The sequence below is a fragment of the Allorhizobium sp. Av2 genome, from assembly GCF_021462805.2.
In the GTDB taxonomy this organism is placed as follows: domain Bacteria; phylum Pseudomonadota; class Alphaproteobacteria; order Rhizobiales; family Rhizobiaceae; genus Allorhizobium; species Allorhizobium vitis_G.
Window position 1 is genome coordinate 249,846 of sequence record NZ_CP192697.1, and the last position, 22,985, is coordinate 272,830.

General features: G+C 56.6%; 18 protein-coding genes and 1 pseudogene. 14 read left to right on the forward strand and 5 right to left on the reverse strand.

Annotation, left to right across the window (positions count from 1 at the left end; all coding sequences use genetic code 11):
* Positions 1 to 199: 199 nt before the first annotated feature.
* The 5 genes and pseudogenes from FS819_RS19185 (at position 200) to mgrA (ending at position 6,223) form a co-directional block, all read left to right on the forward strand.
* A pseudogene (locus tag FS819_RS19185) lies at positions 200 to 916 on the forward strand (IS6 family transposase).
* 212 nt (positions 917 to 1,128) lie between these two features.
* The gene (locus tag FS819_RS19190; RefSeq protein ID WP_156547193.1) at positions 1,129 to 2,532 is read left to right on the forward strand and encodes an LLM class flavin-dependent oxidoreductase; all 1,404 of its coding nucleotides are present in this window, start codon (positions 1,129 to 1,131) and stop codon (positions 2,530 to 2,532) included.
* Positions 2,533 to 2,567: 35 nt separating this feature from the next.
* Entirely contained in the window at positions 2,568 to 3,836 is a 1,269-nt protein-coding gene (locus FS819_RS19195) for an SfnB family sulfur acquisition oxidoreductase (RefSeq protein WP_156547195.1), read from the forward strand.
* A 9-nt stretch (positions 3,837 to 3,845) separates the two neighbouring features.
* Positions 3,846 to 5,108 carry an SfnB family sulfur acquisition oxidoreductase gene (locus FS819_RS19200; RefSeq protein WP_156547197.1) on the forward strand — a complete coding sequence of 421 codons (1,263 nt, stop codon included), beginning with the start codon at positions 3,846 to 3,848 and terminating at the stop codon, positions 5,106 to 5,108.
* Positions 5,109 to 5,179: 71 nt separating this feature from the next.
* Positions 5,180 to 6,223, forward strand: a complete 1,044-nt coding sequence (gene mgrA, locus FS819_RS19205; RefSeq protein WP_156547199.1) for an L-glyceraldehyde 3-phosphate reductase — start codon at positions 5,180 to 5,182, stop codon at positions 6,221 to 6,223.
* A 174-nt stretch (positions 6,224 to 6,397) separates the two neighbouring features.
* On the opposite strand, the gene FS819_RS19210 is transcribed toward mgrA, so the two are convergent.
* Genes FS819_RS19210 through FS819_RS19225 form a run of 4 tightly spaced genes read right to left on the reverse strand, consistent with a single transcriptional unit; the run spans position 6,398 to position 11,273 of the window.
* Positions 6,398 to 7,645 carry an LVIVD repeat-containing protein gene (locus FS819_RS19210; RefSeq protein ID WP_156547201.1) on the reverse strand — a complete coding sequence of 416 codons (1,248 nt, stop codon included), beginning with the start codon at positions 7,643 to 7,645 and terminating at the stop codon, positions 6,398 to 6,400.
* A 25-nt stretch (positions 7,646 to 7,670) separates the two neighbouring features.
* Positions 7,671 to 8,714, reverse strand: coding sequence for a substrate-binding domain-containing protein (locus FS819_RS19215; RefSeq protein ID WP_156547203.1), 1,044 nt, complete (start codon positions 8,712 to 8,714; stop codon positions 7,671 to 7,673).
* Between the two features lie 31 nt (positions 8,715 to 8,745).
* Entirely contained in the window at positions 8,746 to 9,792 is a 1,047-nt protein-coding gene (locus FS819_RS19220; protein ID WP_156547205.1) for an ABC transporter permease, read from the reverse strand.
* A complete protein-coding gene (locus FS819_RS19225) occupies positions 9,792 to 11,273 on the reverse strand; it encodes a sugar ABC transporter ATP-binding protein (RefSeq protein ID WP_156547206.1) in 1,482 nt (493 codons plus the stop codon). The genes FS819_RS19220 and FS819_RS19225 overlap by 1 nt, the downstream gene beginning before the upstream one ends.
* 370 nt (positions 11,274 to 11,643) lie before the next feature.
* Here FS819_RS19225 and FS819_RS19230 point away from each other — a divergent pair, with 370 nt between their 5' ends.
* The gene (locus tag FS819_RS19230) at positions 11,644 to 12,690 is read left to right on the forward strand and encodes a substrate-binding domain-containing protein (RefSeq protein WP_156547209.1); all 1,047 of its coding nucleotides are present in this window, start codon (positions 11,644 to 11,646) and stop codon (positions 12,688 to 12,690) included.
* Between the two features lie 75 nt (positions 12,691 to 12,765).
* Here FS819_RS19230 and FS819_RS19235 read toward each other — a convergent pair whose 3' ends face one another.
* Entirely contained in the window at positions 12,766 to 14,088 is a 1,323-nt protein-coding gene (locus tag FS819_RS19235) for an O-acetylhomoserine aminocarboxypropyltransferase/cysteine synthase family protein (protein ID WP_156547211.1), read from the reverse strand.
* A gap of 343 nt (positions 14,089 to 14,431) precedes the next feature.
* Here FS819_RS19235 and FS819_RS19240 point away from each other — a divergent pair, with 343 nt between their 5' ends.
* The 8 genes from FS819_RS19240 to FS819_RS19275 all read left to right on the forward strand — a co-directional run bounded on the left by FS819_RS19240 (position 14,432) and on the right by FS819_RS19275 (position 22,973).
* Positions 14,432 to 15,445 carry a sugar ABC transporter substrate-binding protein gene (locus FS819_RS19240; RefSeq protein WP_156547213.1) on the forward strand — a complete coding sequence of 338 codons (1,014 nt, stop codon included), beginning with the start codon at positions 14,432 to 14,434 and terminating at the stop codon, positions 15,443 to 15,445.
* 71 nt (positions 15,446 to 15,516) lie between these two features.
* The gene (locus FS819_RS19245) at positions 15,517 to 17,070 is read left to right on the forward strand and encodes a sugar ABC transporter ATP-binding protein (protein ID WP_156547215.1); all 1,554 of its coding nucleotides are present in this window, start codon (positions 15,517 to 15,519) and stop codon (positions 17,068 to 17,070) included.
* Positions 17,060 to 18,121 (forward strand): ABC transporter permease, encoded by a 1,062-nt coding sequence (locus tag FS819_RS19250; RefSeq protein WP_156547217.1) that lies wholly within the window; start codon positions 17,060 to 17,062, stop codon positions 18,119 to 18,121. The genes FS819_RS19245 and FS819_RS19250 overlap by 11 nt, the downstream gene beginning before the upstream one ends.
* A gap of 7 nt (positions 18,122 to 18,128) precedes the next feature.
* Positions 18,129 to 19,130, forward strand: a complete 1,002-nt coding sequence (locus tag FS819_RS19255; protein WP_197434033.1) for an ABC transporter permease — start codon at positions 18,129 to 18,131, stop codon at positions 19,128 to 19,130.
* 84 nt (positions 19,131 to 19,214) lie between these two features.
* The gene (locus FS819_RS19260; RefSeq protein ID WP_156547218.1) at positions 19,215 to 20,294 is read left to right on the forward strand and encodes an LLM class flavin-dependent oxidoreductase; all 1,080 of its coding nucleotides are present in this window, start codon (positions 19,215 to 19,217) and stop codon (positions 20,292 to 20,294) included.
* A 169-nt stretch (positions 20,295 to 20,463) separates the two neighbouring features.
* On the forward strand, positions 20,464 to 21,300 hold the full coding sequence (locus tag FS819_RS19265) for a transporter substrate-binding domain-containing protein (RefSeq protein ID WP_156629721.1): 837 nt from the start codon (positions 20,464 to 20,466) through the stop codon (positions 21,298 to 21,300).
* Positions 21,301 to 21,447: 147 nt separating this feature from the next.
* Positions 21,448 to 22,194 carry an amino acid ABC transporter permease gene (locus FS819_RS19270; protein WP_156547220.1) on the forward strand — a complete coding sequence of 249 codons (747 nt, stop codon included), beginning with the start codon at positions 21,448 to 21,450 and terminating at the stop codon, positions 22,192 to 22,194.
* A complete protein-coding gene (locus FS819_RS19275; protein WP_156547222.1) occupies positions 22,191 to 22,973 on the forward strand; it encodes an amino acid ABC transporter permease in 783 nt (260 codons plus the stop codon). Before FS819_RS19270 ends, FS819_RS19275 begins: the two co-directional genes overlap by 4 nt.
* Positions 22,974 to 22,985 lie beyond the last annotated feature (12 nt).

Genomic DNA, 22,985 nt, shown 5'->3' on the forward strand with positions numbered 1-22,985 from the left:
AGCAAGTTAGCTGATAGGCGTTGGTGCATCGTTCAGCGACAGGTGATCATTCAGTCTTTGATGGGACGCTTATTTGGTTGCTCCCGTCGAGGCTTGGCGTTGAGCGGATTTCGGGCGTCCGCAGGCGAGCATTCGGTTAAGAATAGCGACGGCATCATAACGTTAACCGGACATCGATCAAAATATGGGATCTGGCTGCATGACCAGATGTAGCCGTGATCCACTTTATCGTCGCCACCGATTTCCAGCCGATGTGATTGCCCATGCTGTTTGGCTCTATTTCCGGTTTCCGCTTAGCCTGCGGATGGTCGAGGATCTGCTGGCAGCGCGTGGCGTCATCGTCTCTCATCAAACCGTGCGGCTCTGGGCTGAGAAATTCGGCTGACACTTTGCCAACGATATCCGGAAGCGATCTGCCGGCAGGCTCGATGATAAATGGCATCTTGATGAGGTTGTCATCACGATCGGTGGCAAGAAACACTGGCTTTGGCGCGCCGTTGATCAGGACGGCTTTGTTCTCGACGTGTTGGTGCAAAGCCGCCGCAATGCCAAGGCGGCCAAACGTATGATGCGCAAGCTCCTGAAAGCCCAAGGCCACTCGCCGCGTGTGATGATTACCGACAAACTACGATCCTATGGTGCAGCAAAGCGGGAGGTCATGCACGGCGTTGAGCATCGTTCTCACAAAGGATTGAACAATCGGGCAGAAAACTCGCATCAGCCCGTCCGACGACGGGAGAGGATCATGAAGCGCTTCAAGTCAGCACGACATCTTCAGCGTTTCGTTTCCATCCATGATCCCATCGCCAACCTCTTTAACGTTCCCCGCCACGATATCCCATCCGCCCACCATCGCGAACTGCGAACCGAAACCATGCAAGCATGGCACCAAATCGCGCGCCTTCACGCCGCATGAACTAATTCATCACGCCAAGATGTTGCGTTCAAGGCGATAAGTTTACAGTGCCCTCATGACGAGTCCTCCGCATTGGCAGTGCGTTTTTCTCGATGGTCCAGCCAGACAGAAAAACATACCTTCATTTAGTGCATAAAAAACATAGATTAACTTCAATAACCGTCAATGTCTGCGATGCTGCCTCGGCATGTTTGCAGCAAAGGACGGCGCCGATGACCAGGACAATTCACTTCAACGCCTTCGATATGAATTGCGTCGGACACCAATCGCCTGGATTGTGGGCGCATCCGGATGACCGATCCTATACCTACAAGGATCTGGATTACTGGCAGAATCTGGCGCGTACCTTGGAGCGCGGGATTTTTGACGGCATCTTCATTGCTGACGTGATCGGCTATTACGATGTCTATAAAGGCTCCAATTTCCACGCCATCCAGCAGGCCGCGCAAATTCCAGTCAACGATCCGTTGCAACTGGCGGCTCCCATTGCCTTGGCGACAGAACATCTGGGCATTGGTATCACGGCGTCAACCTCGTTTGAGCACCCTTATACGTTCGCACGACGGCTTGCGACAGCGGACCACCATACGAAGGGCCGGGTAGGGTGGAACATTGTGACCTCCTATCTGGAGAGCGGTGCCAAGAATGTCGGCCAATCCGGCTTGAAGCGCCATGATAACCGCTATGAGATTGCCAATGAATATCTTGAGGTGATCTACAAACTGCTGGAAGGTAGTTGGGAAGAGGATGCAGTCATCCGCGATCCAAAGGGGCGGGTTTTTACCGATCCGGCCAAGGTTCATGAAATTGGCCATAAGGGCAAGCATTTTGATGTTCCTGGCTATGGTTTGACGGAGCCTTCGCCGCAACGCACTCCGGTGCTGTATCAGGCGGGGGCTTCTGGTCCAGGCAAGAAATTTGCCGCTGAACATGCTGAATGCGTGTTTGTAGCCGCGCCCACCAAATCGGTGCTGAAAGCCTATGTGGCCGAGATTCGCCAGCAGGCCGCTGCCGCAGGGCGTGATCCGAATGCCCTCAAAATCTACACGCTGATCACAATCATTACCGATGAGACCGAGGCAAAGGCCAAGGCCAAGTTCGAAGATTACCGGCAATATGTCTCTTACGATGGTGCGCTGGTGTTCATGTCCGGCTGGAGCGGCATTGATTTTGGCCAATATGCCCCAACCGATGTGATCCAGAAGGTGGAGACCAACGCCATCCATTCGTTTGTGGAGCATATCGCCGGAGGCGATAAATCCTGGACCATTGAAGAGCTTGCAAAATTCGGCGGCATTGGCGGGCTGGGTCCGGTGTTTGTCGGCGCGCCTGATCAGGTGGCCGATATTTTGCAAGAATGGGTGGCGGACACCGATGTGGATGGCTTCAACATTGCCTATTCGGTGACGCCCGGCAGTTTTGAGGATGTGGTCAACTACATTGTCCCGGAACTGCAAAAGCGTGGGGCCTATCCCACCGCCTACAAGCCGGGAACCCTACGCGAAAAGCTGTTTGGCCAAGGCCCGTATCTGCCGCAAAAACATCCCGCCGATCAATACCGCGATATTGAAGCATTCAAGCGCGCAAAGACCGCTCCGCTGGCCAACGCCAGCTGAATTCCCTTTCCAATTTCAAGCAACGAGGCACGATTATGGGTACCGTTACTGACACCAAGATCGACTACACCGTTCACCCGCGCGTCAATTCCAACGATCCGGTCGCACCGCGTCCGCGTCCAGCTACGCCTGCGCATATTGTTCAATCAGATGCTGAGGCCATTGAGATTGCGCAGCGTCTTGCCGAGCGTTTCAAGATTGGGGCCGCCTTGCGCGACAGGGAAGGCCTGCTACCGATCACCGAACTGGATGAATATTCCCAAAGCGGGCTGTGGAGCATCAATGTGCCAAAAGCCTATGGCGGGCCGGAGGTTTCTTATGCCACGCTTGCCAAGGTAATTTCTACCATTGCGACGGCTGATCCGGCCATTGCGCAGGTGACGCAAAACCATCTGGCAATCGTTGCAACCGTTGATCTGGATGGCACGGAAGAGCAGAAAAAACTGTTCTTTGGCTGGGCTTTGCAGGGCTTGCGTTATGGCAATGCCTTTTCTGAATTGAAGAGCAAGACGGTCGCCGATTTTGAAACCAAGGTTGTGTATGACGGCGACGACGTGATCGTCAACGGTGAGAAATTCTACACCACCGGTGCGCTTCTCTCCCATGTGGTGCCGATTGTGGGCGTTGATGAAACCGGGCAAGGCTATCTGGTGTTTGCCGACCGCGAAGCACCCGGCCTGACGGTGACCAACAATTGGTCCAGCTTTGGTCAGCGCACCACGGCCTCTGGCTCGGTGAAGATCGAAAATGTGCGGGTGCCGAAGGTGCGGGTTTTGAAAGTCACCTCGTTTGAGCATCCCACCGTCGGAGGGCCGGTGTCCCAAATCATCCAATCGGCCATTGATGCGGGCATTGCTCGTGGCGCGATTGATGACACTATCACGTTTGTCAAAACCCTCAGCCGTCCATGGATTGATAGCGGCAAGCAAAAGGCCAGCGAAGACCTGTTCACAATCGCTGCCATTGGCGATCTGAAAATCCGTCTGCATGCAGCGGAAGCTCTGCTGGAGATTGCCGGGCGCAGCATTGATGTGGCGCGGGCCAATAGCACGCTGGACACCGTGTCCGAGGCCACTATCAAGACCGGCGAATCCAAGGTGCTGACCACCGAGATCGCCATTCTCTCCACCAACAAACTGTTTGAACTGGCGGGAACCCGCTCGACATTGGCGGAACATGGTCTGGATCGCCATTGGCGCAATGCGCGGGTGCATACCTTGCATGATCCGGTGCGCTGGAAATTCTACCATGTCGGCAATTATTACCTGAATGGCGAGCATCCACCGCGCCATGCGTGGAACTGAGGCAGAGCAATGAGCACCACAGATCGTACACTCCACCGTCAGGCGGCTCTCACGGCTGGCCGCCCAGCGCCCCATATTCCGCCACGGCGTATCAAGGCGCATGTGATCAAGGATGATACTGAAGCCATTGCAATTGCCAAGGAATTGGCCCGTGACTTTGCCGTGGGTGCAGCAGAGCGTGATCGGCAGCGGCGTTTGCCAGTGGCAGAGATTGAACGCTTTTCGCAAAGCGGCCTTTGGGCCATTACCGTGCCAAAGGCCTATGGTGGCGCTGGCGTCTCGGCGGTGACGCTGGCGGAGGTGACGGCGATCATCTCGGCAGCAGATTCCTCCATTGGGCAAATTCCGCAAAACCATTTCTTTATGCTGGAAGCGCTGCGGCTATCGGGCTCTGATGAGCAGAAGGCGCATTATTTTCAGCGGGTTCTTGATGGAGATCGGCTGGGCAATGCCTTTACCGAAATCGGCACCAAAACCCCGGTGGATTACAAGACCCATTTTGCCGAACGTGATGGCAAGCTGCTGTTAAACGGACAGAAATTCTACGCCACCGGATCGCTGTTTGCTCATATCATTGTGGCCGTTGCCAAAGGTCCGAATGGACGTGTGCATCTGGTGTTTATTGATCGCGCCACGCCCGGCCTTGACCTGGTGGATGACTGGACCTCCTTTGGTCAGCGCTCCACCGGCAGCGGCACCGTGACATTTGACGATGTCGAGATCACGCCTTTTCAGGTGGTGGATCATGATGAGTTGTTTGATAAGCCAACACCAATGGGGCCTTTTGCCCAGATCATCCATTCGGCGGTGCAAGTGGGTATTGCGCGGGGTGCCTTGGCCGAAACCATTTCCTATGTCCGCGCCCATGCAAGGCCATTTTTCGAGCTAACCATTGAGCATGGCTATGAAGACCCGCACACCATCCATGCCGTGGGTGATGTTTCAATCCGCGTCCATGCCGCCGATGCGCTTCTAGCGCGGGCGGGGCGCATTCTGGATATTGCCACCGCCAATCCCACCGCGCAAACTGTGGCAGAAGCCTCTATCGCCGTTGCGGAAGTGAAAGCATTGGGAACCGAAGTGGCGCAATTGGCCGCTACCAAGCTGATTGAGCTAGGCGGTGCGCGCTCCACTTTGGAGGCTTATGGGCTGGATCGCTACTGGCGCAATGCCCGCACCCACTCGCTGCACGATCCGGTGCGTTGGAAATATCACCATATCGGCAATTTCTATCTGAATGATCAGCTGCCCCCACGCCACGGGGCCATCTGACGTTCAGATTTTCTATCCGCCGGGTGCATACCTCTGCACCCGGCCTTTTCTTGACCATAGGAAACCATAAAATGACCTATCAGCCTGATCCCAAGCGCTATGATAACGCCCATTTTCGCCGTACAGGCCGAAGTGGTCTGAAACTGCCAGCACTTTCCTTTGGCCTCTGGCATAATTTTGGCGATACCACGCCGGTTGAAACCCAGCGCTCAATCATTTTCAAGGCGTTTGATCTGGGCATTACCCATTTCGATCTCGCCAACAATTACGGCCCACCAGCGGGCAGCGCTGAAATCAACTTTGGCCGCATCCTGCGCGAGGATTTTGCAGGCTTGCGTGATGAGTTGATCATTTCCACCAAGGCAGGTTGGGATATGTGGCCGGGGCCATACGGTCGCGGCGGCGGCTCAAAAAAGGCACTGCTCTCCAGCCTTGATCAGAGCCTGACGCGGCTGGGTGTCGATTATGTCGATATCTTCTATTCGCACCGCTATGATGCAGAGACGCCCTTGGAAGAAACCGCCGATGCATTGGCGCAGGCTGTGCGGCAGGGCAAGGCGCTCTATGTTGGCATCTCATCCTATTCTGGCACCAAAACCCGCGAGATTGCAGCGCTTTTGAAAGAGCGGCAGGTGCCACTGTTGATCAATCAGCCTGCCTATAACCTGTTCAATCGCTGGATTGAAAAAGACCTGATTGATGCCGCCGATGAAGTCGGCGCGGGCATCATTGCATTTACGCCACTGGCCCAAGGACTGCTGACCAATAAATACCTCAACGGCATTCCAGAAGACGCCCGCGTCAACCGGCCCGGCGGTGATTTCCTGCGGCCAGAGCATTTGAAGGAAGAAAACATTGTGCGCGCCCGCGCCTTGAATGAAATTGCCGCCCGCCGTGGCCAATCTCTGGCCCAGTTGGCCATTGCATGGGTGCTGCGTGATCCGCGCGTGACCTCGGCGCTGATTGGTGCCAGTTCTGCCCGGCAGATTCAGGAAAATGTTGATGCGTTGAACAATCTCTCCTTCACAGCCGAAGAGTTGGCGGAGATTGATCGCTACGCAGTCGAAGGTGGCATCAACCTTTGGGAAAAGCCTTCACACGATCAAGTGGTGTAAGGGAAGATCGGGCCAATCGTCATACTCAACGTCACCCTCGGGCCTGTCCCGAGGGTCTGCTCCCTGCGATTATGTCACTGATCTTGATTGCTAAATTGAATGTGGCAGATGCTCGGCACAGGGCCGAGCATGACGTCGAGGATGGATTAGGGTGTCATCAATCCGCACATTTTGTCACCCGCCATATTCAATAATCTCCAGCCCCGCATTGTAATCCGTCGCATAAATCAGCCCATTGGCATCGACAAACACATCCGCTGATTGGATGACCTTTGGGCGACCGGGTCTGCGGTCGGTCATCGCTGTTGGTGCAGCCGGCACCAGAGCGCCAGTTTCAACCGGATGATAAGGATCGGAAATATCAAAGGCGCGGATACCCGCATTTTGCCAGGTGGCGAAAATCAGCGTGTCTGACACAAACGAGCCGGGGCGGTTTTCATGCAGGTTATGGGGGCCGAAATGGCCGCCTTTCTGGGTGTAATCGATCTCGTCAGGATTCGGGAAGGTGGAGATGCTGATAGGGTTCTCCGGCACGCGGATATCAAACACCCAAGTATGCTTGCGGCCATCTTCCTCATTGTCCAACACCGCCTCATCGGCCACCACCAGCAGACCACGCCCCGGCAGAGGAAGCGGAGAGTGCGTGCCGCCGCCATAGGGTGGTGACCAATTGTGGTGCTTGATCAGTTTCGGCGCTGCGTGGTCCTTGATGTCGAGAAGTGTCAGCCCACCATCGCGCCAGCAGGCATAGGCCGTGTCGCCATGCACCAGTGCGTGGTGGAGGGCATAACGCTTGCCATCTGCCCATGTGCGGCTTTCGCCTGCCGCCGTGTTCATGCCCGGCAGCCACCAGCGGCCAACCAGTTCTGGCTTGGTGGGGTCGGCCATGTCGATGGTCACGAAAATATAATCGGAAAAGCCATCCAGCAAGGCCGATGCATAGGCATAGCGCCCGCCAACATACCAGAGCCGGTGAAAGCCCACACCTTCCACATCCAATTGCCCGATCTTGCGCGGGGCGGCTGGCGTGGAAATGTCATAGACCGTCATGCCCGCCGTCCACGCCCGTTCACGCTTGCTGGCCGCCACGGCTTCTCCGACCGATTGGGTATAATAAGCCTTCTCGTCGGTAAAACTTTCCACATCGGCAAACAGATCAAGCGCGTTGATCACCAACAGCAGATCACCATGGGTTTGCAGATGGATGTTCCATGTGTTGGCGGGGGCCTGCACATAGTTCACGGTTTTCGGATGTTTCGGATCACGCACATCGATGATGGAGAAGCCCTGCGACCACGGATGCGCCACATAGGCATGGCCGTGATGCACCATCAATTGCAGCCCGTCACCGCGCCCGCCAATATCACTATGGCCGATCAGTTTCATGTTGCGGGCAAAGTCTGGCTTTGGCAGGTCTGTCATGGTTTTCAGCTTTCTCTGCCTTCGATTACTTGGCAACCGATGGAATCCACGCAGCCGTCGCAGCATCGCTCTTCAAAAAGGCCGGGAATTTCTGCTGCAGTTCCTCAATCGAGCCGATCTTGTTGTTCACCAGATCATCGCGAGTAATCAACGTTGGCTTGAGCAGCACGGAATGGCCAGGGTTTTGTCCAGCAACGGCAAGTGATACAGCGCGCACCGAAACCTCGCCCACTACGGCAGCATTGGTGGCAGCAGTCGCCACCCACGCGCTGTCTGGCTCAATCATCAGCTGAATATCGGCAGTGGAAATATCCACACCATAGATTTTGACCTTGCTGGACAGGCCAAGCTCATCAATCGCCAGCTTTGCGCCTTTGGCGAATTCATCCCATGGGGTGAAAATCACCGAAATATCCGGATTGGCGCGCAGCACGGCCTTGGTCTGGTCGGCAACGCTGGCCGGAACCGTGTCATTGACCACGCCCCAGACGGCTTTTTCCTTCAGGTTATGTTTTGCAACATAGTCTTTCCACACGGCATAGCGGCGATCCAGCGGGGCGAAACCGGCCACATAAATCGCACCACCGTTAAAGCCGTCGCCCTTGTCCTTAACGGCCTGATCCAGCACCAGCTTGGCCATATCGGCATCGCTTTGCTCGATTTGCGGAATGTTGGGATTGTCGAGGTTCACATCATAGGCCACCACCTTGATGCCAGCATCCAGCGCCTTTTGCGCCACATCCTGCAACACTTCCGGGCGGCCATTGTTGATGATGATGCCATCGACCTTCAGGTTGATGGCCTGTTCAATCAGCGCGCGTTCTGCATCATTGTCATTGCGGGCCTGCGAAACCGTGAGGTTAATGCCAAGTGCATCGGCCTGCCGCTTGACGCCTGCCTCAAAGGCTTGCAGCCAATCACCACCGCCGAGATAGCTGACAACGGCGATGTTGACCGTCTTCTTATCAAACGGTGCGGGCGCGCCCGCAATGCCAGCGGCGGAGGCCGTGGTGGCAAAAATCGATCCGGCCAGAAGAACTGCGCCAAGGGTGCGAAGAGACTTGATCATGTTGGTTCCATTCAGATGAGAAGGTCGATGTTTATGTGCGGGCGCGGCTGACGCCATAGGTGAGGGCAAGGGCACCAACCAGCACGAAACCCTTGACGAAATCCTGCGTGTAATAGGGGGCGTTGAGCATGGTCAGGCCATTGAGCAAAATGCCAACAAAGACAGCGCCAATAATGGTGCCCAGCACATTGGGACGGCGCAGACCCAGCACGGCAAAGCCGATGAGTGAAGCAGCCACCGAGTCCATCAACAGCGAGGCACCGGAGGAGACGTCACCCCTGCCAACCCGCGCCGCCACGATAATCCCGCCAAAGGCCGCCAGCGTGCCGGAGAGGACATAGGCAAATGTCTTGATCTTTGCCGTATTGGCTCCGGCCAGACGTGTTGCCACCTCATTGCCACCAGTGGCAAACAGCAACCGACCAAGACGGGTGCGCTCAGTCAGGATAAACAGCGTCACAGCCACGATGGCCAGCAGAATGACCGGGAAGGGGATGACGCCCAACAGGCTGGAGCGCCCGATGGTCAGAAACAGCGGATCATATTTGCCAGTTGCCGTTGTTCCATTGGGCAGAATGAGACCGACCGAAATGGAGCGCCCTGCGGTCGGGATCAATTGCAGACCGGACAGCAAAAACATCATCGCCAGCGTGGCGAGAAGATCGGGCACTTTGAGCTTGACGATCAAAAAGGCATTGGCAAAGCCAATCAACGCGCCAAAGGCCAGCACCAGCGGCACGGTTTGATAAGCGTTCAGGCCCAGCACAATCATCGCATAGCTGGATGCCATCACGCTAGAGGCTGCCACCGCGCCCACCGAGAGATCAAAACCGCCAATTGCGAGTGTCACCGTCACGCCTGCCCCAATGATAGCCACCACGGCAACCGCTTGCAAAATGCTCATCAGGTTGTTGATGTTGATAAAGGCAGGCTGGGCAAGGCTGAAGATAACAACCAACCCCGCCAGCAGAATGAAAACAGCACCGCGCCGGATTGTTTCCCGCACAAGGCTTGCCACGCTTTGGCGGTCATGCGTCGTTGAGAGCGCATCTTTGGGAATGTCATTCACCGTCGTCATCAGGCGATTTCCTTGTGGTGATTGACTGATGCAGAAGTTGGCGTCAGCTCAATCAGAGTATGTTGATCAATCAGCAAAATACGGTCGGCCACTTCCTGTGCTTCCTCGAAATCCGAGGTGGCAATCAGTGTTGCGCGATCTGCGTGGCTGCGAATGGTGGTGATAATGTCTTGCCGGGCACCGACATCGACGCCCTGAAACGGCTCATCCAGCAACAGCAAGCGGCTTTGCTCCACTTCCCAGCGGGCAATTACTGTCTTTTGCTGGTTACCGCCCGACAGCGACCAGACGGATGCGTCTGGACTCGATGCCTTGATGCCGAGCCGGGAAATGGCAGCTTTTGCATGCACGGTCTCCGCATCCGACAACAGAAAACCCGAGGGATACCAGCGTTTCAGATGCGGCAGGCTGATGGTGGCTGCCACGCTTTCACCCGGCCAATCGGCAGGCATCAAGGCTGAACGGTGACGATCTTCCGCCACAAGCGCCACACCGGCGGCAATGGCCTCTGCCGGGCTTTTGGGGGCATAGGGTTTGCCATCCAGCGCGGCTTCTCCCGCAGTAAATTGCCCCGCTCCAAACAGTGCAGACAGCAACCTGCTTTTGCCCGCACCAAGTACACCGGTGATGGCAACCACTTCGCCTTCGCGCACGGTGAGATCAAAGGGTTTGCTGGTGTTCAGCAGACGAATGCCACGCAAATCTAGCACGGGTTTGCCAAATTCTATGCGCCGATCCGGGCGCGCCGTGTTCAATGCGCGGCCAATCATGGTCTCAAGCGCTGCATCGAAATCAATCGGGCGGCTGAAGGTGCCGACATTGCGCCCGCCTCGCAGAATAACCACGCGATCAGCAAGGGCGGCCAGATCAGCCGTGCGATGCGAGATATAGAGAATGGCGATGCCACGGGCTTTCAAGCCCAGCAGAATGGAATAGAGGCGCTCTGCTTCCTGCGTCGAGAGGCTGGCGGTTGGCTCATCCAAAATCAACAATTCGGCCTTGTTGGCAAGGGCGCGAGCAATGGCCACCATTTGCCGATCAGCCGCCCCAAGGTCGGCAAAATCCCGATCCAGAGGCAGGTTGAAACCTGCATCACTCAAAATGCGCGCTGCCTCACGCCGCACGCTTTTGGTTGAGAGAAAAAACGGCTGACGGCCATCGACATAGTGATTGAGCAGCAGCGCATCGGCCACGCTCAAGCCCGGAATACCCACCACATCCGTAGACTGGTGAACCGTCACCACACCAAATTTGGCGGCCTCTGCCGGGCTTTGTGGGGCAAAAGGCTGACCCTTTAGTAAAATGACGCCGGAATCAGCCGATTGCACACCGGAGAGAATTTTCACCAGCGTGGATTTCCCGGCCCCATTTGCGCCCATCAGGGCAACAATCTCGCCCGGCTCAATGACCAGCGATGCGTCGATCAAGGCCTTGGTCGAGCCGAAGGAGCGGGAGATGTCTTTGACGTCAAGAAGGGGCATTGCGGGCTCACCAATTGTGTTGATCAGGTGATAAACCCTTGGTGACCGCCAGCAAGAATGGCAGTTTCAAACATCATTTAATATATAGAATAAATTTGCATAACAGGTGGATTGAACGATGCCTGCTGTGGTGTGCCGATCATTATACTGTCGCATAGCGCGATCGGAACTGGCATTTATCAACAATTGCTGGATTAGCCATCATCACAAACTCCCCGGATAAAATAACCGGAGAATGCGGTGTAAAGGGCAAAGAAATCTATTCTTGACTGAAATTTCACATATCAAAAATCTATAAATACGGTAGATTCTATTGATAATTATCCCTATGTGGCCCGCTTTGTGGCCTTTGTTCAACATGGGGAATCCGATGACATCGATCTTGCGCCTTCTGGCATTCACCGCTCTTACACCTTTGGTTTTAACGCACTCGACTGTTGCCGCTGGCATTGCAGGTGCACCTGCGCCGTTTGACCAAGGCGGCGTCAAGCTGGCGCTGATCAGCTATATCTCGGCTGGCGATTTCTTTCAGGCCTATCAAGCGGGCGCACAGGCGCAGGCCAAGGCGCTGGGGGTTGATCTGCGGATTTTCCCCGGTCGTCAGGATGCTGCCGAGCAGCGGGAACAGATTTTGCAGGCGATTAATCTCGGCGTGAAAGCCATTGTCATTGACCACGGCCTGCCGGAATCGCTCAGCGATGTCGTCCAGCAAGCGCTCGACAAGGGCATCAAGGTCGTGGCTTTCGATGTGAACTTGAACAACCCGAAAATTCCGCAGGTTGAGCAATCTGATCATAAGCTGGCCGAACTGGCGCTGGATCAAGCCATCAAGGACAATGGCAAGAGTTTCAAAGCCGGATATGCCTATGTGGCTGGTTTTGCGCCCTTGGATCGTCGCAACGAGATCTGGGACAAGGTGAAGGCTGCCAATAGCGGGATTGTTGAAAAAGCGCGTTTCGGCACGGTCAGCGACACCACAGCCACCTCCACCGCCGATCAGGCCAAAGCGGTGTTTCGTGCCAACCCGGATATTTCCGTGGTGTTTGCGCCCTATGATGAATTCGCCCGTGGCGTCAAACTCGCTGCCGCCGATCTGGGCATCAGCGCCAAGCTGAAAATCTATTCGGCGGATATTTCCACCGCTGACATTCAGGAAATTGTTGAGGATGGCAGCCCGTGGGTGGCAACCGCTGCCACCAATCCGGCAGTCGTGGGTGCCGTTTCCATCCGCGCTGCCGCCTTGCAGATTGCCGGCGAAACGGTGCCGCATCAGATTATTGTCGATCCGGTTCTGGTGACGCAAAAGCAATTGCGGGATGCCAACGTCAAGACCATCGAAGATTTGGCCAAGAAAATTCCAAGCTTCTCGACAAGCTCTGCTGTCACGGCAAACTGGATTCCGTCTGCTGCTTTTTGAGCACCTCCCTCCCAAGCAGGCTCTGCGCAGACAAAAACGGAAGCACCTCTCGGTGCTTCCGTTTTCCATGTTTGATCAGGCTGCCTTGCTGTTCTGCTCGCCAGAAGATGCCGCATCGAGACCACGTTGGATATCGGCGATGATATCATCGATATGCTCAATGCCGATGGAAAGGCGCACATAGCCCGGCGAAACGCCACTTGCGGCCTGTTCTTCGGCGGTCAGCTGGGAGTGGGTGGTCGAGGCCGGATGAATGGCGAGGCTGCGGGCATCACCAATATTCGCAACGTGATAGAGCAATTCGAGCCCGTCGATGAACTGACGGCCAGCGTCCAGCCCGTCTTTCAGCTCAAAGCCGACAAGGCCTCCATAACCACCCTTGAGATATGTATCGGCCCGCTCGCGCCATACGCCGCTCTGCTGGGATGGATAGATCACCTTGGCGATTTCCGGCCGCTTGGCCAGATAATCCGCAACGGCTGCGGCGTTTTTAACGTGGCGCTCAATGCGAAGCGGCAGGGTTTCAATGCCTTGCAAAATCTGGAAGGCGTTGAAGGGCGAGAATGCAGCCCCGAGGTCACGCAGCAGGGTAACACGCGCCTTGATGATATAGGCAATCGGTCCAAGTGGCTTGGTGGCTTCGGTCCAGATGGCGCCGTGATAGCTTGGATCAGGCGTGTTCAGAGCTGGTTGGCGCTCCTTGTGGGCTTCCCAATCAAAATTGCCACCATCAACAATCAAGCCGCCGATGGACGTGCCGTGGCCGCCAAGATATTTGGTGGAGGAATAAACAACCACAGCAGCGCCATGATCAAAAGGCCGCGCCAGCAAGGGGGCGGCGGTATTGTCGACAATCAGCGGAATGCCGAATTCCCGGCCAATGCTTGCCACTTCGGCAATGGGGAAGACCGTCAGTTTCGGATTGGGCAGCGTCTCGGCATAATAGGCGCGAGTGCGCCCATCCGTGGCGCGGCGGAAGTTTTCCGGATCAGTCGGATCAACAAAACGAACCTCGATGCCCTGATCTTTCAGTGTGTTGGCAAACAGGTTCCAGGTGCCGCCATAAAGATCAGTGGAGCTGACGATATTGTCGCCAACTTTGGCGAGATTCTGGATCGCGACCGCAGATGCCGCCTGACCGGAGGCAAGCGCCAAAGCCGCCACGCCACCTTCGATGGCTGCAATGCGCTGCTCAAGCACATCCACGGTAGGGTTGCCGATGCGGCTATAGATATTGCCCAGCTCTTTCAGGGCAAACAGATTGGCCGCATGCTCCGTATCCCGGAACTGAAAAGACGTGGTCTGATAGATCGGAACGGCGACAGCTCCCGTCGTCGGGTCGGCGCGCCAGCCGGCATGAAGGGCCAGCGTTTCTGGATGCAATGGTTTGCTGCTCATCTATAACTCCCGTCCTGTGTTGAATTTCCGCCAGTCACCGCCCTGCATTTTTGCTAGGTCTTTGGCCTCTGTGACGGTTGCATGATGGAATAATCCATCGATTAAGTAGAGAAATATTCTTCCCTTCTTTCGACACCGCTTAGAAATTGCGCCTGAGGGAAGAGCCGGTCGTCTGCTGCCTCTTAACGTCTGATCGAAAAGCTGGCTGGGATGATCGCTGCGACATTTCGGTGCTGATTGGGTCTGTTTTTCCCACTTGGTTTATCAAGACGCAAAATCTTTTCTCGGCCAAACAGCAAATAATTTTACTCTATAGAAAAACTAGACAACCGGAGAAGACGACATGTCGGGCGACGAATTTAACACTGAAATTGGACGGCGTCAGCTCATCAAGCTCTCGGCCTTTGCTGGCGCAGCAGTTGCGGGGGCAAGCCTGCTTGGTGTCAATGCTGCCCACGCGGCAGATGAAGCTCTCAGCCTGAAGGGCAAACGGATCGGCATCAGCACGGCAGGGACCGACCATTTCTTTGACCTCCAGGCCTATAATGCCCAGATTGCCGAAGTGAAGCGTCTGGGCGGCGAACCTCTTGCCGTCGATGCGGGCCGTAGCGATGGCAAGCTGGTGGCTCAACTCCAAACCCTGATCGCGCAAAAGCCGGATGCCATCGTGCAATTGCTCGGCACCTTGACGGTTATCGACCCCTGGCTGAAACGGGCGCGCGACGCTGGCATTCCGGTTCTGACCATTGATGTCGGCTCCAGCCATTCGCTGAACAATTCGACCTCCGACAATTGGGGTATCGGCAAGGATCTGGCCCTGCAACTGGTCTCTGACATTGGCGGTGAAGGCAATGTCGTGGTCTTCAATGGCTTTTATGGCGTGACGCCCTGCGCCATCCGCTATGACCAGCTTGTCAACGTCATCAAGTATTTCCCGAAGGTCAAGATTATCCAGCCGGAACTGCGCGACGTCATCCCCAATACCGTGCAGGACGCATTCGCCCAGATCACCGCCATTCTCAACAAATATCCGGAAAAAGGTTCGATCAAAGCCATCTGGTCCGCCTGGGATATTCCGCAATTGGGGGCAACCCAGGCGCTGGCGGCAGCCGGGCGCACGGAAATCAAGACCTACGGCGTCGATGGCAGCCCCGAAGTGTTGCAACTTGTGGCGGACCCGGCTTCGCCTGCCGCCGCAGATGTTGCCCAACAGCCCGCCGAAATTGGCCGCCAGGCCATTCAGAATGTGGCTTTGTTGCTGTCCGGCAAGACCTTGCCGCGCGAGAGCTACGTGCCAGCCCTGCTGGCCAATAAGCAGACTGTCAACGAGGTCACCAAGAAGCTCGGGATCGGCTGATCGCCAAGGCACGGTGTTGGAACACGACAGTTTATGCCAGGTCGCCAAGCGACTTTGCGAGGGACATTTTCATGCGTGACAGACAGCCTGCGGATGGCGATGCAATCCGCTTCCATGGCATTTCCAAACGGTTTGGTGGGGCAAGAGCGCTTGCCGATGTGTCTTTTGGCGTCCGCGCTGGAACGATCCATGGGCTTGTCGGCCAGAATGGTGCGGGAAAATCAACCCTGATCAAAATTCTCGCCGGTCTTCACCGGCAGGATGACGGAACGATCGAGATCGACGGAGTTGGAAGACCGGATCTGACGCCGCCGCTGGTCGAAAATCTGGGCATCCACTTCATCCATCAGGATCGTCTTCTGGTTCCATCCTTCACGGTTGGTGAGGCCTTGTTTCTGGGGCGCGAACCGAAGATTGCCGGGACGCCATTTCTGGATCGGCGGGCGATGAAACGCCAGGCACAGGCGATTTTGCAGGACTATTTCGGCCTGAGCCTTCCGACCGGTGCATTGATCGGCGAGCTGACCACCGCGCAAAAGCAGATCGTCCAGATCACACGCGCGCTGCTGGCCAAGCCCAAGGTTCTGGTGTTCGATGAGCCGACGGCGGCGCTGGTGCGGCGCGAGGCGGATATGCTGTTTTCCCTGATCCGGCGGCTGCGGGATGAAGGGGTGACGATCGTTTATATCTCGCATTACCTGGCTGAAATCGAAGCGCTTTGCGATGACGTGACCGTGCTGCGCAATGGGGAGGTGGTTGCCAGCCGCTCGCTTGCCGGTCTTTCAGCAAAACAGATCGCAACCCTGATGGTGGAGCGCGACATTGCCGAGATGTTTCCAAAACCGGTCGTTGCCAAGGGTGAGCGCCTGCTGGACGTTCGTGGCTTGACAGCTGAAGGCCGGTATGAGGACGTGTCTTTCAACCTGCACCGGGGCGAAGTGCTTGGCATCACCGGTCTTTTAGGCTCCGGTGCCAAGGAAATGTTGCAGACACTGTTTGGTCTGGAAACCGCAGGCTCGGGCGTCATTGAAACGGGCGAGACGGTGGTGTCATTTGCAAATCCTCGCCAAGCCGTGTTGCGCAATCTGGCGCTTGTTCCGGAAGACCGGCGCGGTAATGGCGTGGCCCTGGACCTCACGGTGGCGGAAAACACCACGCTTGCCAGTCTCGACCGTTTTTCGAGGGCGGGTTTTCTGAAGACCGGTCTCGAAAAGACTGCTGTGGACCGGCTGATCGGGCAATTGCAGATCAAGACGGCAGGCCGCGATGCGCCGGTCCGAACCCTGTCCGGTGGTAATCAACAGAAGGTGGCGATTGCAAAATGGCTGAGCCGTCAATCGGAAATCTATCTTTTGGATGAGCCGACTGTTGGCGTCGATATCGGCGCGAAAGTCGAAATTTACCAGCTTATCGGTGAACTCATCGAAAAGGGTGCTGGCGTCATCATCTTGTCGTCCGACCTGCCGGAACTGGTTGGCATAACCGACCGGATTCTGGTGTTTTTCCGAGGCCGGATCACGGCGGAACTCACATCGAGCCAGACGACGGCGGATGCAGTCTTTGCCGCTACAACCGGCTCGGATGCCGCGCCGGGGTCGAAGGAAGGATTGTGCCATGTCGGCTGAGGTCAATTCCGTTTCGATTGGCGTGAGGTCGCCGACAGCCACCGGAATGCGTCACCACGGCTCGTCCCAGGGAGGCGAACTTGTCCCGCGCCGCAATGGTGCGGCCCGGAGTGCTGCCTGGCTGCTACGGACCGGGTCCATACTCGGAATCCTCTGCGTCTTCCTGTTCTTTTCGCTGACGGCGCCCTTCTTTTTCAGCCTCGGCAATCTGGGCAATGTTCTTGCGCAATCGGCCATTCTCGGGTTGCTGGCCTTCGGGCTGACGGTGGTGATCATCGCGGGCGGTTCGAATGTCGTGACGGGCGGGATCGATCTGTCGCTGGCCGCCAATATGGGCCTCAGCGCCGCGGTCTATGCCAGCCTTGTGCAGTTGGGATGGAGCGATGGCATCGCCGTTTTGGGGGCGTTGGCCACCGGATTGGTCATCGGTCTCGTCAATGCATTGGCTGTTGTCATTGTCGGTATCGTGCCGCTTCTGGCAACGCTTGCGGTGATGAATGTGGTGGCCGGTCTCGAACTGGTGTTGACCCAAAACACCGTCATTCCTGCCTCCACCGATTTTCTCTCACTGCTTTCAGCCACAGGGCCATTCGGTCTGCCGGTGCTGGCCTATGTTCTGCTGGGGGCAGCCTTGCTGGTCGGAGCTGTCGTCCAATATACCCCGCTGGGATTGAGGCTTTACGCGGTCGGTGAATTTCCGGAAGCAGCAAGGGCGGCGGGCCTCAGGGTCAAAACCCTGACGGCAGGTGCCTTCATCGCGGCGGGTCTGCTGGGCGGTATCGCCGGTATCCTCAATACGTCCTATCTCAGCGGCAGTTCCACCGGCGCTGGCGATATCTTGCTGCCCGTCGTGGTGACCACGCTGCTGGGCTCGGTGTTTTCACGGCGGCTGGTGCCGACCATTCCCGGTACGCTGGTTTCGGCGATCTTTGTCGGTGTGCTGATCAATGGGTTTCAACTGCTCAATCTGTCGAGCACATTGGTGGCTGGCGTCCAGGGCGCGCTGATCCTTCTGGTCGTCTCGGCCACCACTTTGCTACGCAGGAGGTAGGGTCATCATGTCAACGGTTGACACCAAAACGCAGACGGCTGGGGCCTTGGCGTCCGGTTACCTGCGGATCGGATATCTGGTGCGCTATGCGCTAATCCTTGCCATCCTCGCGGTCATCGCGATATTTTCAACGGTGGCGCCAAGCTTTCTGACGGGCGCCAACCTGTTGAGTGTGCTGGTCAACAATGTTGCATTGCTCGCCATCGTGTCGATTGCGATGACCTTTGCCGTTGCCTCCGGCGGCATCGATCTTTCGGTTGCGACGGCGGTGGATTTTGCCAGTTTCACCTTTGTCTCGCTGGTGCTGGGTGGTGTGCCCGTCGGCTTCGCGGTGCTGGCGGCAATCTTCGTCGGCGGACTGGTCGGTGCCTTGAATGGTCTGTTGATTTCGGCAATCGGCATCTCACCGTTTCTGGCGACGCTTGGAACGCTGTTCATCGGCCGCAGCGTGCAGCAATTGCTGACCAATGGCGGCAATCCGGTCTATCTGTCCCAAGCCGCCATTCCGCCAGGCTTTTCCTTCATCGGGCATGGACACTTGTTCGGTGTACCTGTGCCGCTGGTCGTAACGCTGTCGCTGATTGTTTTGACTGGTGTGCTATTGTCAATGACCCGTTTCGGGCGGGTCCTGACGGCCATCGGCACCCAGGCCAGCGTGGCGCGCTATTCGGGCCTGTCTGTCGCCTCAGTTGTTGCGAGCGCCTATATTCTGGCCGGGACTATTGCCGCAATTGCTGGCATCCTTTTGACGGCAACAGTCAATGTCTACATTCCGTCATCCGGCAATGCCTTCCTGCTGAATGCCATTGGCGCAACCTTTATCGGCACCACGCTCCATCCGTTGCGCCGTCCCAATGTGGTTGGCACCGTGCTTGGCGTTCTGCTGCTTGGCCTCGTCTCGAACGGGTTGCTGCTGTCCGGTTTGAATTTCTATTGGCAGCAGGTTGCAACGGGCCTTTTGATCTTTTCGGTTCTGGCCTTGAGTTCTAAGACGGGGCGCCCGTCTTGATCGCAAACACCATGATCGCAAACACAATCGCCAGTCGATGGGCGCGCGTTGTCGAACCGCATAGTCCAAAAACCGAATGGATGCATGACCAGTAAGACTGAATTTCTCTGGTATGTCCCCAATGACGTCAAGGCAGGTCATCGCGGTGATATCGCTGGCGAGGATCATAACAGCCTTGACAGCTTGACTGCACATGCCAAAGCCCTGGAGGATCATGGCTGGGCAGGCGCACTGATTGGCACCGGTTGGGGACGGCCGGATACGTTTACGGTGGCAACGGCACTGGCCGCACGCACCACCCGGTTCGAACCGTTGATCGCCATTCGGCCCGGCTATTGGAAACCGGCCAATTTCGCCTCCGCAGCCGCAACGCTTGATCATTTGAGCAATGGTCGCGTCCGCGTCAATGTGGTTTCGGGCAAGGACGATCTTGCCGCCTATGGCGATAGCGAAGGCGATTCCGCTCATCGCTACGCCCGCACCGCAGAATTCATGCGGCTTGTGCGCCGGCTATGGACCGAAGAAAATGTCAGTTTCGAAGGCGCGCATTTTCGTGTTTCGAATTCCACCGTGGAACCACGGATCAGGCCAAGAGAAGGGCGTCCGCATCCAAAGCTCTATTTCGGCGGCGCATCGCAAGCGGCTGAACATGTCGCCGCCACCCAAGCGGATGTGCAGCTTTTCTGGGGAGAGCCGCGTGACGGGGTCCGGGAACGGATCGACCGATTGAAGGCGCTCAGCCGGACATTGGACCGCGATCTTCCGCCATTGGAATTCGGTCTCAGGATCACCACCCTGGTCCGTGACACTACGGAGCAAGCCTGGGCCGATGCTCAGGCCAAAGTGGCGGAAATGGCAAAAACCAGCGGCGCTGGCTGGCATGACCACAAGCGGGAGGTGGCGATCGGACAAAAGCGACTTCTTGATCTTCATTCCCAAGGCGAGGTGCTGGACGAAAACCTTTATACGGCGCCCGGAAAATTCGGCGGCGGTGGTGCTGGAACGACCTGGCTCGTCGGCTCCGCGCAGGATGTCGCCCGCGCGCTTTGTCGTTATCGAGATGTCGGGATCAGCCACTTCATTCTGTCCGATACCCCTTATCTTGCGGAAATCGAACGCCAGGGAAAGCAATTGCTGCCCTTGTTGCTGCCGCCTCAAGATTGACAGGATTGTACTCCTGCCAAGCATGCGAAGCCAGGCAGGCATAAAGAAAATTCTACTTTAGTCGTAATCTCCGGTAGACCGATCCTTGATGACGCCGTATGGAAGAACGCCATTGCTCGTGATCGGTGCGGCTCTTCAATACGGTGTCGCCAAAATAAGGAGCCTCGCCATGCTTGCCGCAACCATGACCAAGACAATCTTCGGGATTGTCCTCTCGATATCCGCCCTCGTCGCAACCCAAGCCTCGGCCGATGCCACGCTTGACCGCATCAAGGGACGTGGCAAGCTGACGGTCGGTGTTATCCTGTCTGGCGCACCCTTTGGTTATATCGATCCGAAAACCCAGGAGCAGAAAGGGTTTAACGTCGACATCGCCCAGGCGCTGGCCGATGATCTCGGCGTCAAGCTGGAAACGGTGACAGTGACGCCACCCAATCGGGTGCAGTTTCTTCAGCAGGGCAAGGTCGATATCCTGATCGCCAATATGCAATATACCGAGGACCGCGCCAAGGTGCTGGATTTCGTGCCGACACCTTATGATCGCAGCGGCGGCGCTGCCGTGGTGCGCAAGGATAGCGGTCTGAAGGATTGGGCGGACCTGAAAGGCAAGCCGGTCTGCGTCTCGCAAGGGTCAAACTATACCCAGCCGCTGATCGAGGAATATGGTGCCATTGTCAAGGCGCTGCCGAGCCAGCCGGAATCGCTGCTGGCGTTGCAGGGCGGCAATTGCGTGGCGGCTGTGCATGTTGGCGCAACTGTTGGGCTGTTGTTGCAGGATCGTCCCGAAGAATGGAAGGATTATGCCATTCCGTTCCCGACCGAACTGGTGCCCTCTGATTCCGTCATCTGGCTGCGCAAGGGTGAGAAAGATACCCAGGCCGCCCTCGACAGTGCCGTCAAGAAATTGCATGTTTCCGGAAAATTGCTCGATTTCGCCAAGTCCAGCCGCCTGCTGAATACCGACTATCTCGAGCAGGAACACAAGGCGCTCGCCACGACCAAGTAAGACGAAGGCGCGAAGATGTAGGCCACATCTTCGCTTTCAAATGATTTCGACTATCTCAAATGCAGCTCATGCTTGAGGTATTCGGAAACAGAATACGAGCTGCTATTGAAGGTGGAGTTCGTATCAGCGGCTCAACGGTAGAAACACATGCAGGATATCAATCTCACCGATCTGTTCGTCCGTCTGACGGGCAGTATCGGTCTTAATTTTGAGTTCCTGGCAACGGGATATGAGGCGCAAATCTGGCGGGATGGTTTTTTGACCACGCTTTATCTGGTGGCCTTGCTCATTCCCGTCAGTCTGCTGTTTGGTCTCATGTTTGCGGCCTGCCTGACATCAGGCCGGTCATGGCTTTCCGCGCCAGTCCGGGCATTCGTGGAAGTGACCCGCAATACGCCGACGCTGGTGCAGTTGATGTTCAGCTTTCTGGTGTTGAACACGGTTGTGTCCAATCTTGTCGGCGGTGCGCAGAACAATCCGCTGACGCCGTTTTTCTGGGTGGTTGCGGTGGTGGGCCTGCATGTGGCGGCCTTGCATTCCGAAGCCATCCGCGCCGGGATTGAAGCCGTACCAGCTTCGACGATTGAGGCGGCGCGCGGCATTGGCTTTAGCCAGTTTCAGATCCTGCGTTACGTCGAGGTGCCGCTGGCCTTTCGGGCCTCGCTACCGGCCATCGTCAACAACCTGATCAATCTCGTCAAGCTGACGACGGTCGGCAATGCGATTGCCGTCAGCGAAATCACCTATGCGTCGATCATGGTGTGGACGCAGCGTGACAATGTCATAGAGTTGATGATCGTTATCCTGGCCTTCTTCAGCCTCATCAATCTGGTAGTCGCCCGCGTCGGCCTTTGGGTAGAGCGCAAGCTTGCCATTCCGGGATATGGGCTATGATGTCGCCAATGCTTCAGAACCATGCGGGCCGCAGCCCCGCGCTGCGCAATATCGGCCTTGTCGCCTTGCCGCTGGCAATCCTGGTCTGGGCGTTGGCCGATCTGTCGCTTGGCCGCGAACTGCTGCAATGGCTTCCTTATCTCGGCTCCGGCTTTGCCATGAACATCGTCATCAGTCTGTCGGCGATGACGCTTGGAAGCGTGCTGGGCATCCTGCTCGGCATGCTGCAAATGGTGCCATTCCGGCTGGTCCGCTACCCGGCGGCGATCTATGTGCAGGTGTTTCGCAATGCGCCGCATCTGGTGCTGATCTTTGCGACCACCTATATCTTTCCTTTCGAGATCATCATCTTCGGCAACTATCTGTCCTTTCCCGATTGGGTGAAAGCTATGGTCGGCCTTGCCATCCCGGCAAGCGCCTATATCGCCGAAATCACCCGTGGCGCCATCCTGTCCATTCCGACCGCGCAATGGGAGGCGGCACAAGGCCTGGGCTTTTCGCGCTGGCAGGCGCTGCGCTGGATCATCCTGCCGCAATGCCTGCGCCGGTCGCTGCCGCCATGGATGAATGTGCTTGCCTCGATCACCATGGGGACGTCGCTGGCCTCGCTGGTCGGCGTCCATGAACTTCTCCATGCCGCCACCGATGCTAGCACATCCGTGCGCCGGCTTGATTTTACCGTCATTGCCTATGTTGTGGTAATGGCCGCCTTCTTTGCGCTTTGCTACCCGATCGCCCGTCTGACCCGCCGCCTGGAGCGCCGTTTCAAGGCGGCCTGAGGATTTGAGAGA

What these genes read in the sequence shown, in the direction of transcription:
- FS819_RS19190 (WP_156547193.1), top strand. Translation starts at nt 1,129, where the DNA reads ATGACCAGGACAATTCACTTCAACGCCTTCGATATGAATTGCGTCGGA.
- FS819_RS19195 (WP_156547195.1), top strand. Translation starts at nt 2,568, where the DNA reads ATGGGTACCGTTACTGACACCAAGATCGACTACACCGTTCACCCGCGC.
- FS819_RS19200 (WP_156547197.1), top strand. Translation starts at nt 3,846, where the DNA reads ATGAGCACCACAGATCGTACACTCCACCGTCAGGCGGCTCTCACGGCT.
- mgrA (WP_156547199.1), top strand. Translation starts at nt 5,180, where the DNA reads ATGACCTATCAGCCTGATCCCAAGCGCTATGATAACGCCCATTTTCGC.
- FS819_RS19210 (WP_156547201.1), bottom strand. Translation starts at nt 7,645, where the DNA reads ATGACAGACCTGCCAAAGCCAGACTTTGCCCGCAACATGAAACTGATC.
- FS819_RS19215 (WP_156547203.1), bottom strand. Translation starts at nt 8,714, where the DNA reads ATGATCAAGTCTCTTCGCACCCTTGGCGCAGTTCTTCTGGCCGGATCG.
- FS819_RS19220 (WP_156547205.1), bottom strand. Translation starts at nt 9,792, where the DNA reads ATGACGACGGTGAATGACATTCCCAAAGATGCGCTCTCAACGACGCAT.
- FS819_RS19225 (WP_156547206.1), bottom strand. Translation starts at nt 11,273, where the DNA reads ATGCCCCTTCTTGACGTCAAAGACATCTCCCGCTCCTTCGGCTCGACC.
- FS819_RS19230 (WP_156547209.1), top strand. Translation starts at nt 11,644, where the DNA reads ATGACATCGATCTTGCGCCTTCTGGCATTCACCGCTCTTACACCTTTG.
- FS819_RS19235 (WP_156547211.1), bottom strand. Translation starts at nt 14,088, where the DNA reads ATGAGCAGCAAACCATTGCATCCAGAAACGCTGGCCCTTCATGCCGGC.
- FS819_RS19240 (WP_156547213.1), top strand. Translation starts at nt 14,432, where the DNA reads ATGTCGGGCGACGAATTTAACACTGAAATTGGACGGCGTCAGCTCATC.
- FS819_RS19245 (WP_156547215.1), top strand. Translation starts at nt 15,517, where the DNA reads ATGCGTGACAGACAGCCTGCGGATGGCGATGCAATCCGCTTCCATGGC.
- FS819_RS19250 (WP_156547217.1), top strand. Translation starts at nt 17,060, where the DNA reads ATGTCGGCTGAGGTCAATTCCGTTTCGATTGGCGTGAGGTCGCCGACA.
- FS819_RS19255 (WP_197434033.1), top strand. Translation starts at nt 18,129, where the DNA reads ATGTCAACGGTTGACACCAAAACGCAGACGGCTGGGGCCTTGGCGTCC.
- FS819_RS19260 (WP_156547218.1), top strand. Translation starts at nt 19,215, where the DNA reads ATGACCAGTAAGACTGAATTTCTCTGGTATGTCCCCAATGACGTCAAG.
- FS819_RS19265 (WP_156629721.1), top strand. Translation starts at nt 20,464, where the DNA reads ATGCTTGCCGCAACCATGACCAAGACAATCTTCGGGATTGTCCTCTCG.
- FS819_RS19270 (WP_156547220.1), top strand. Translation starts at nt 21,448, where the DNA reads ATGCAGGATATCAATCTCACCGATCTGTTCGTCCGTCTGACGGGCAGT.
- FS819_RS19275 (WP_156547222.1), top strand. Translation starts at nt 22,191, where the DNA reads ATGATGTCGCCAATGCTTCAGAACCATGCGGGCCGCAGCCCCGCGCTG.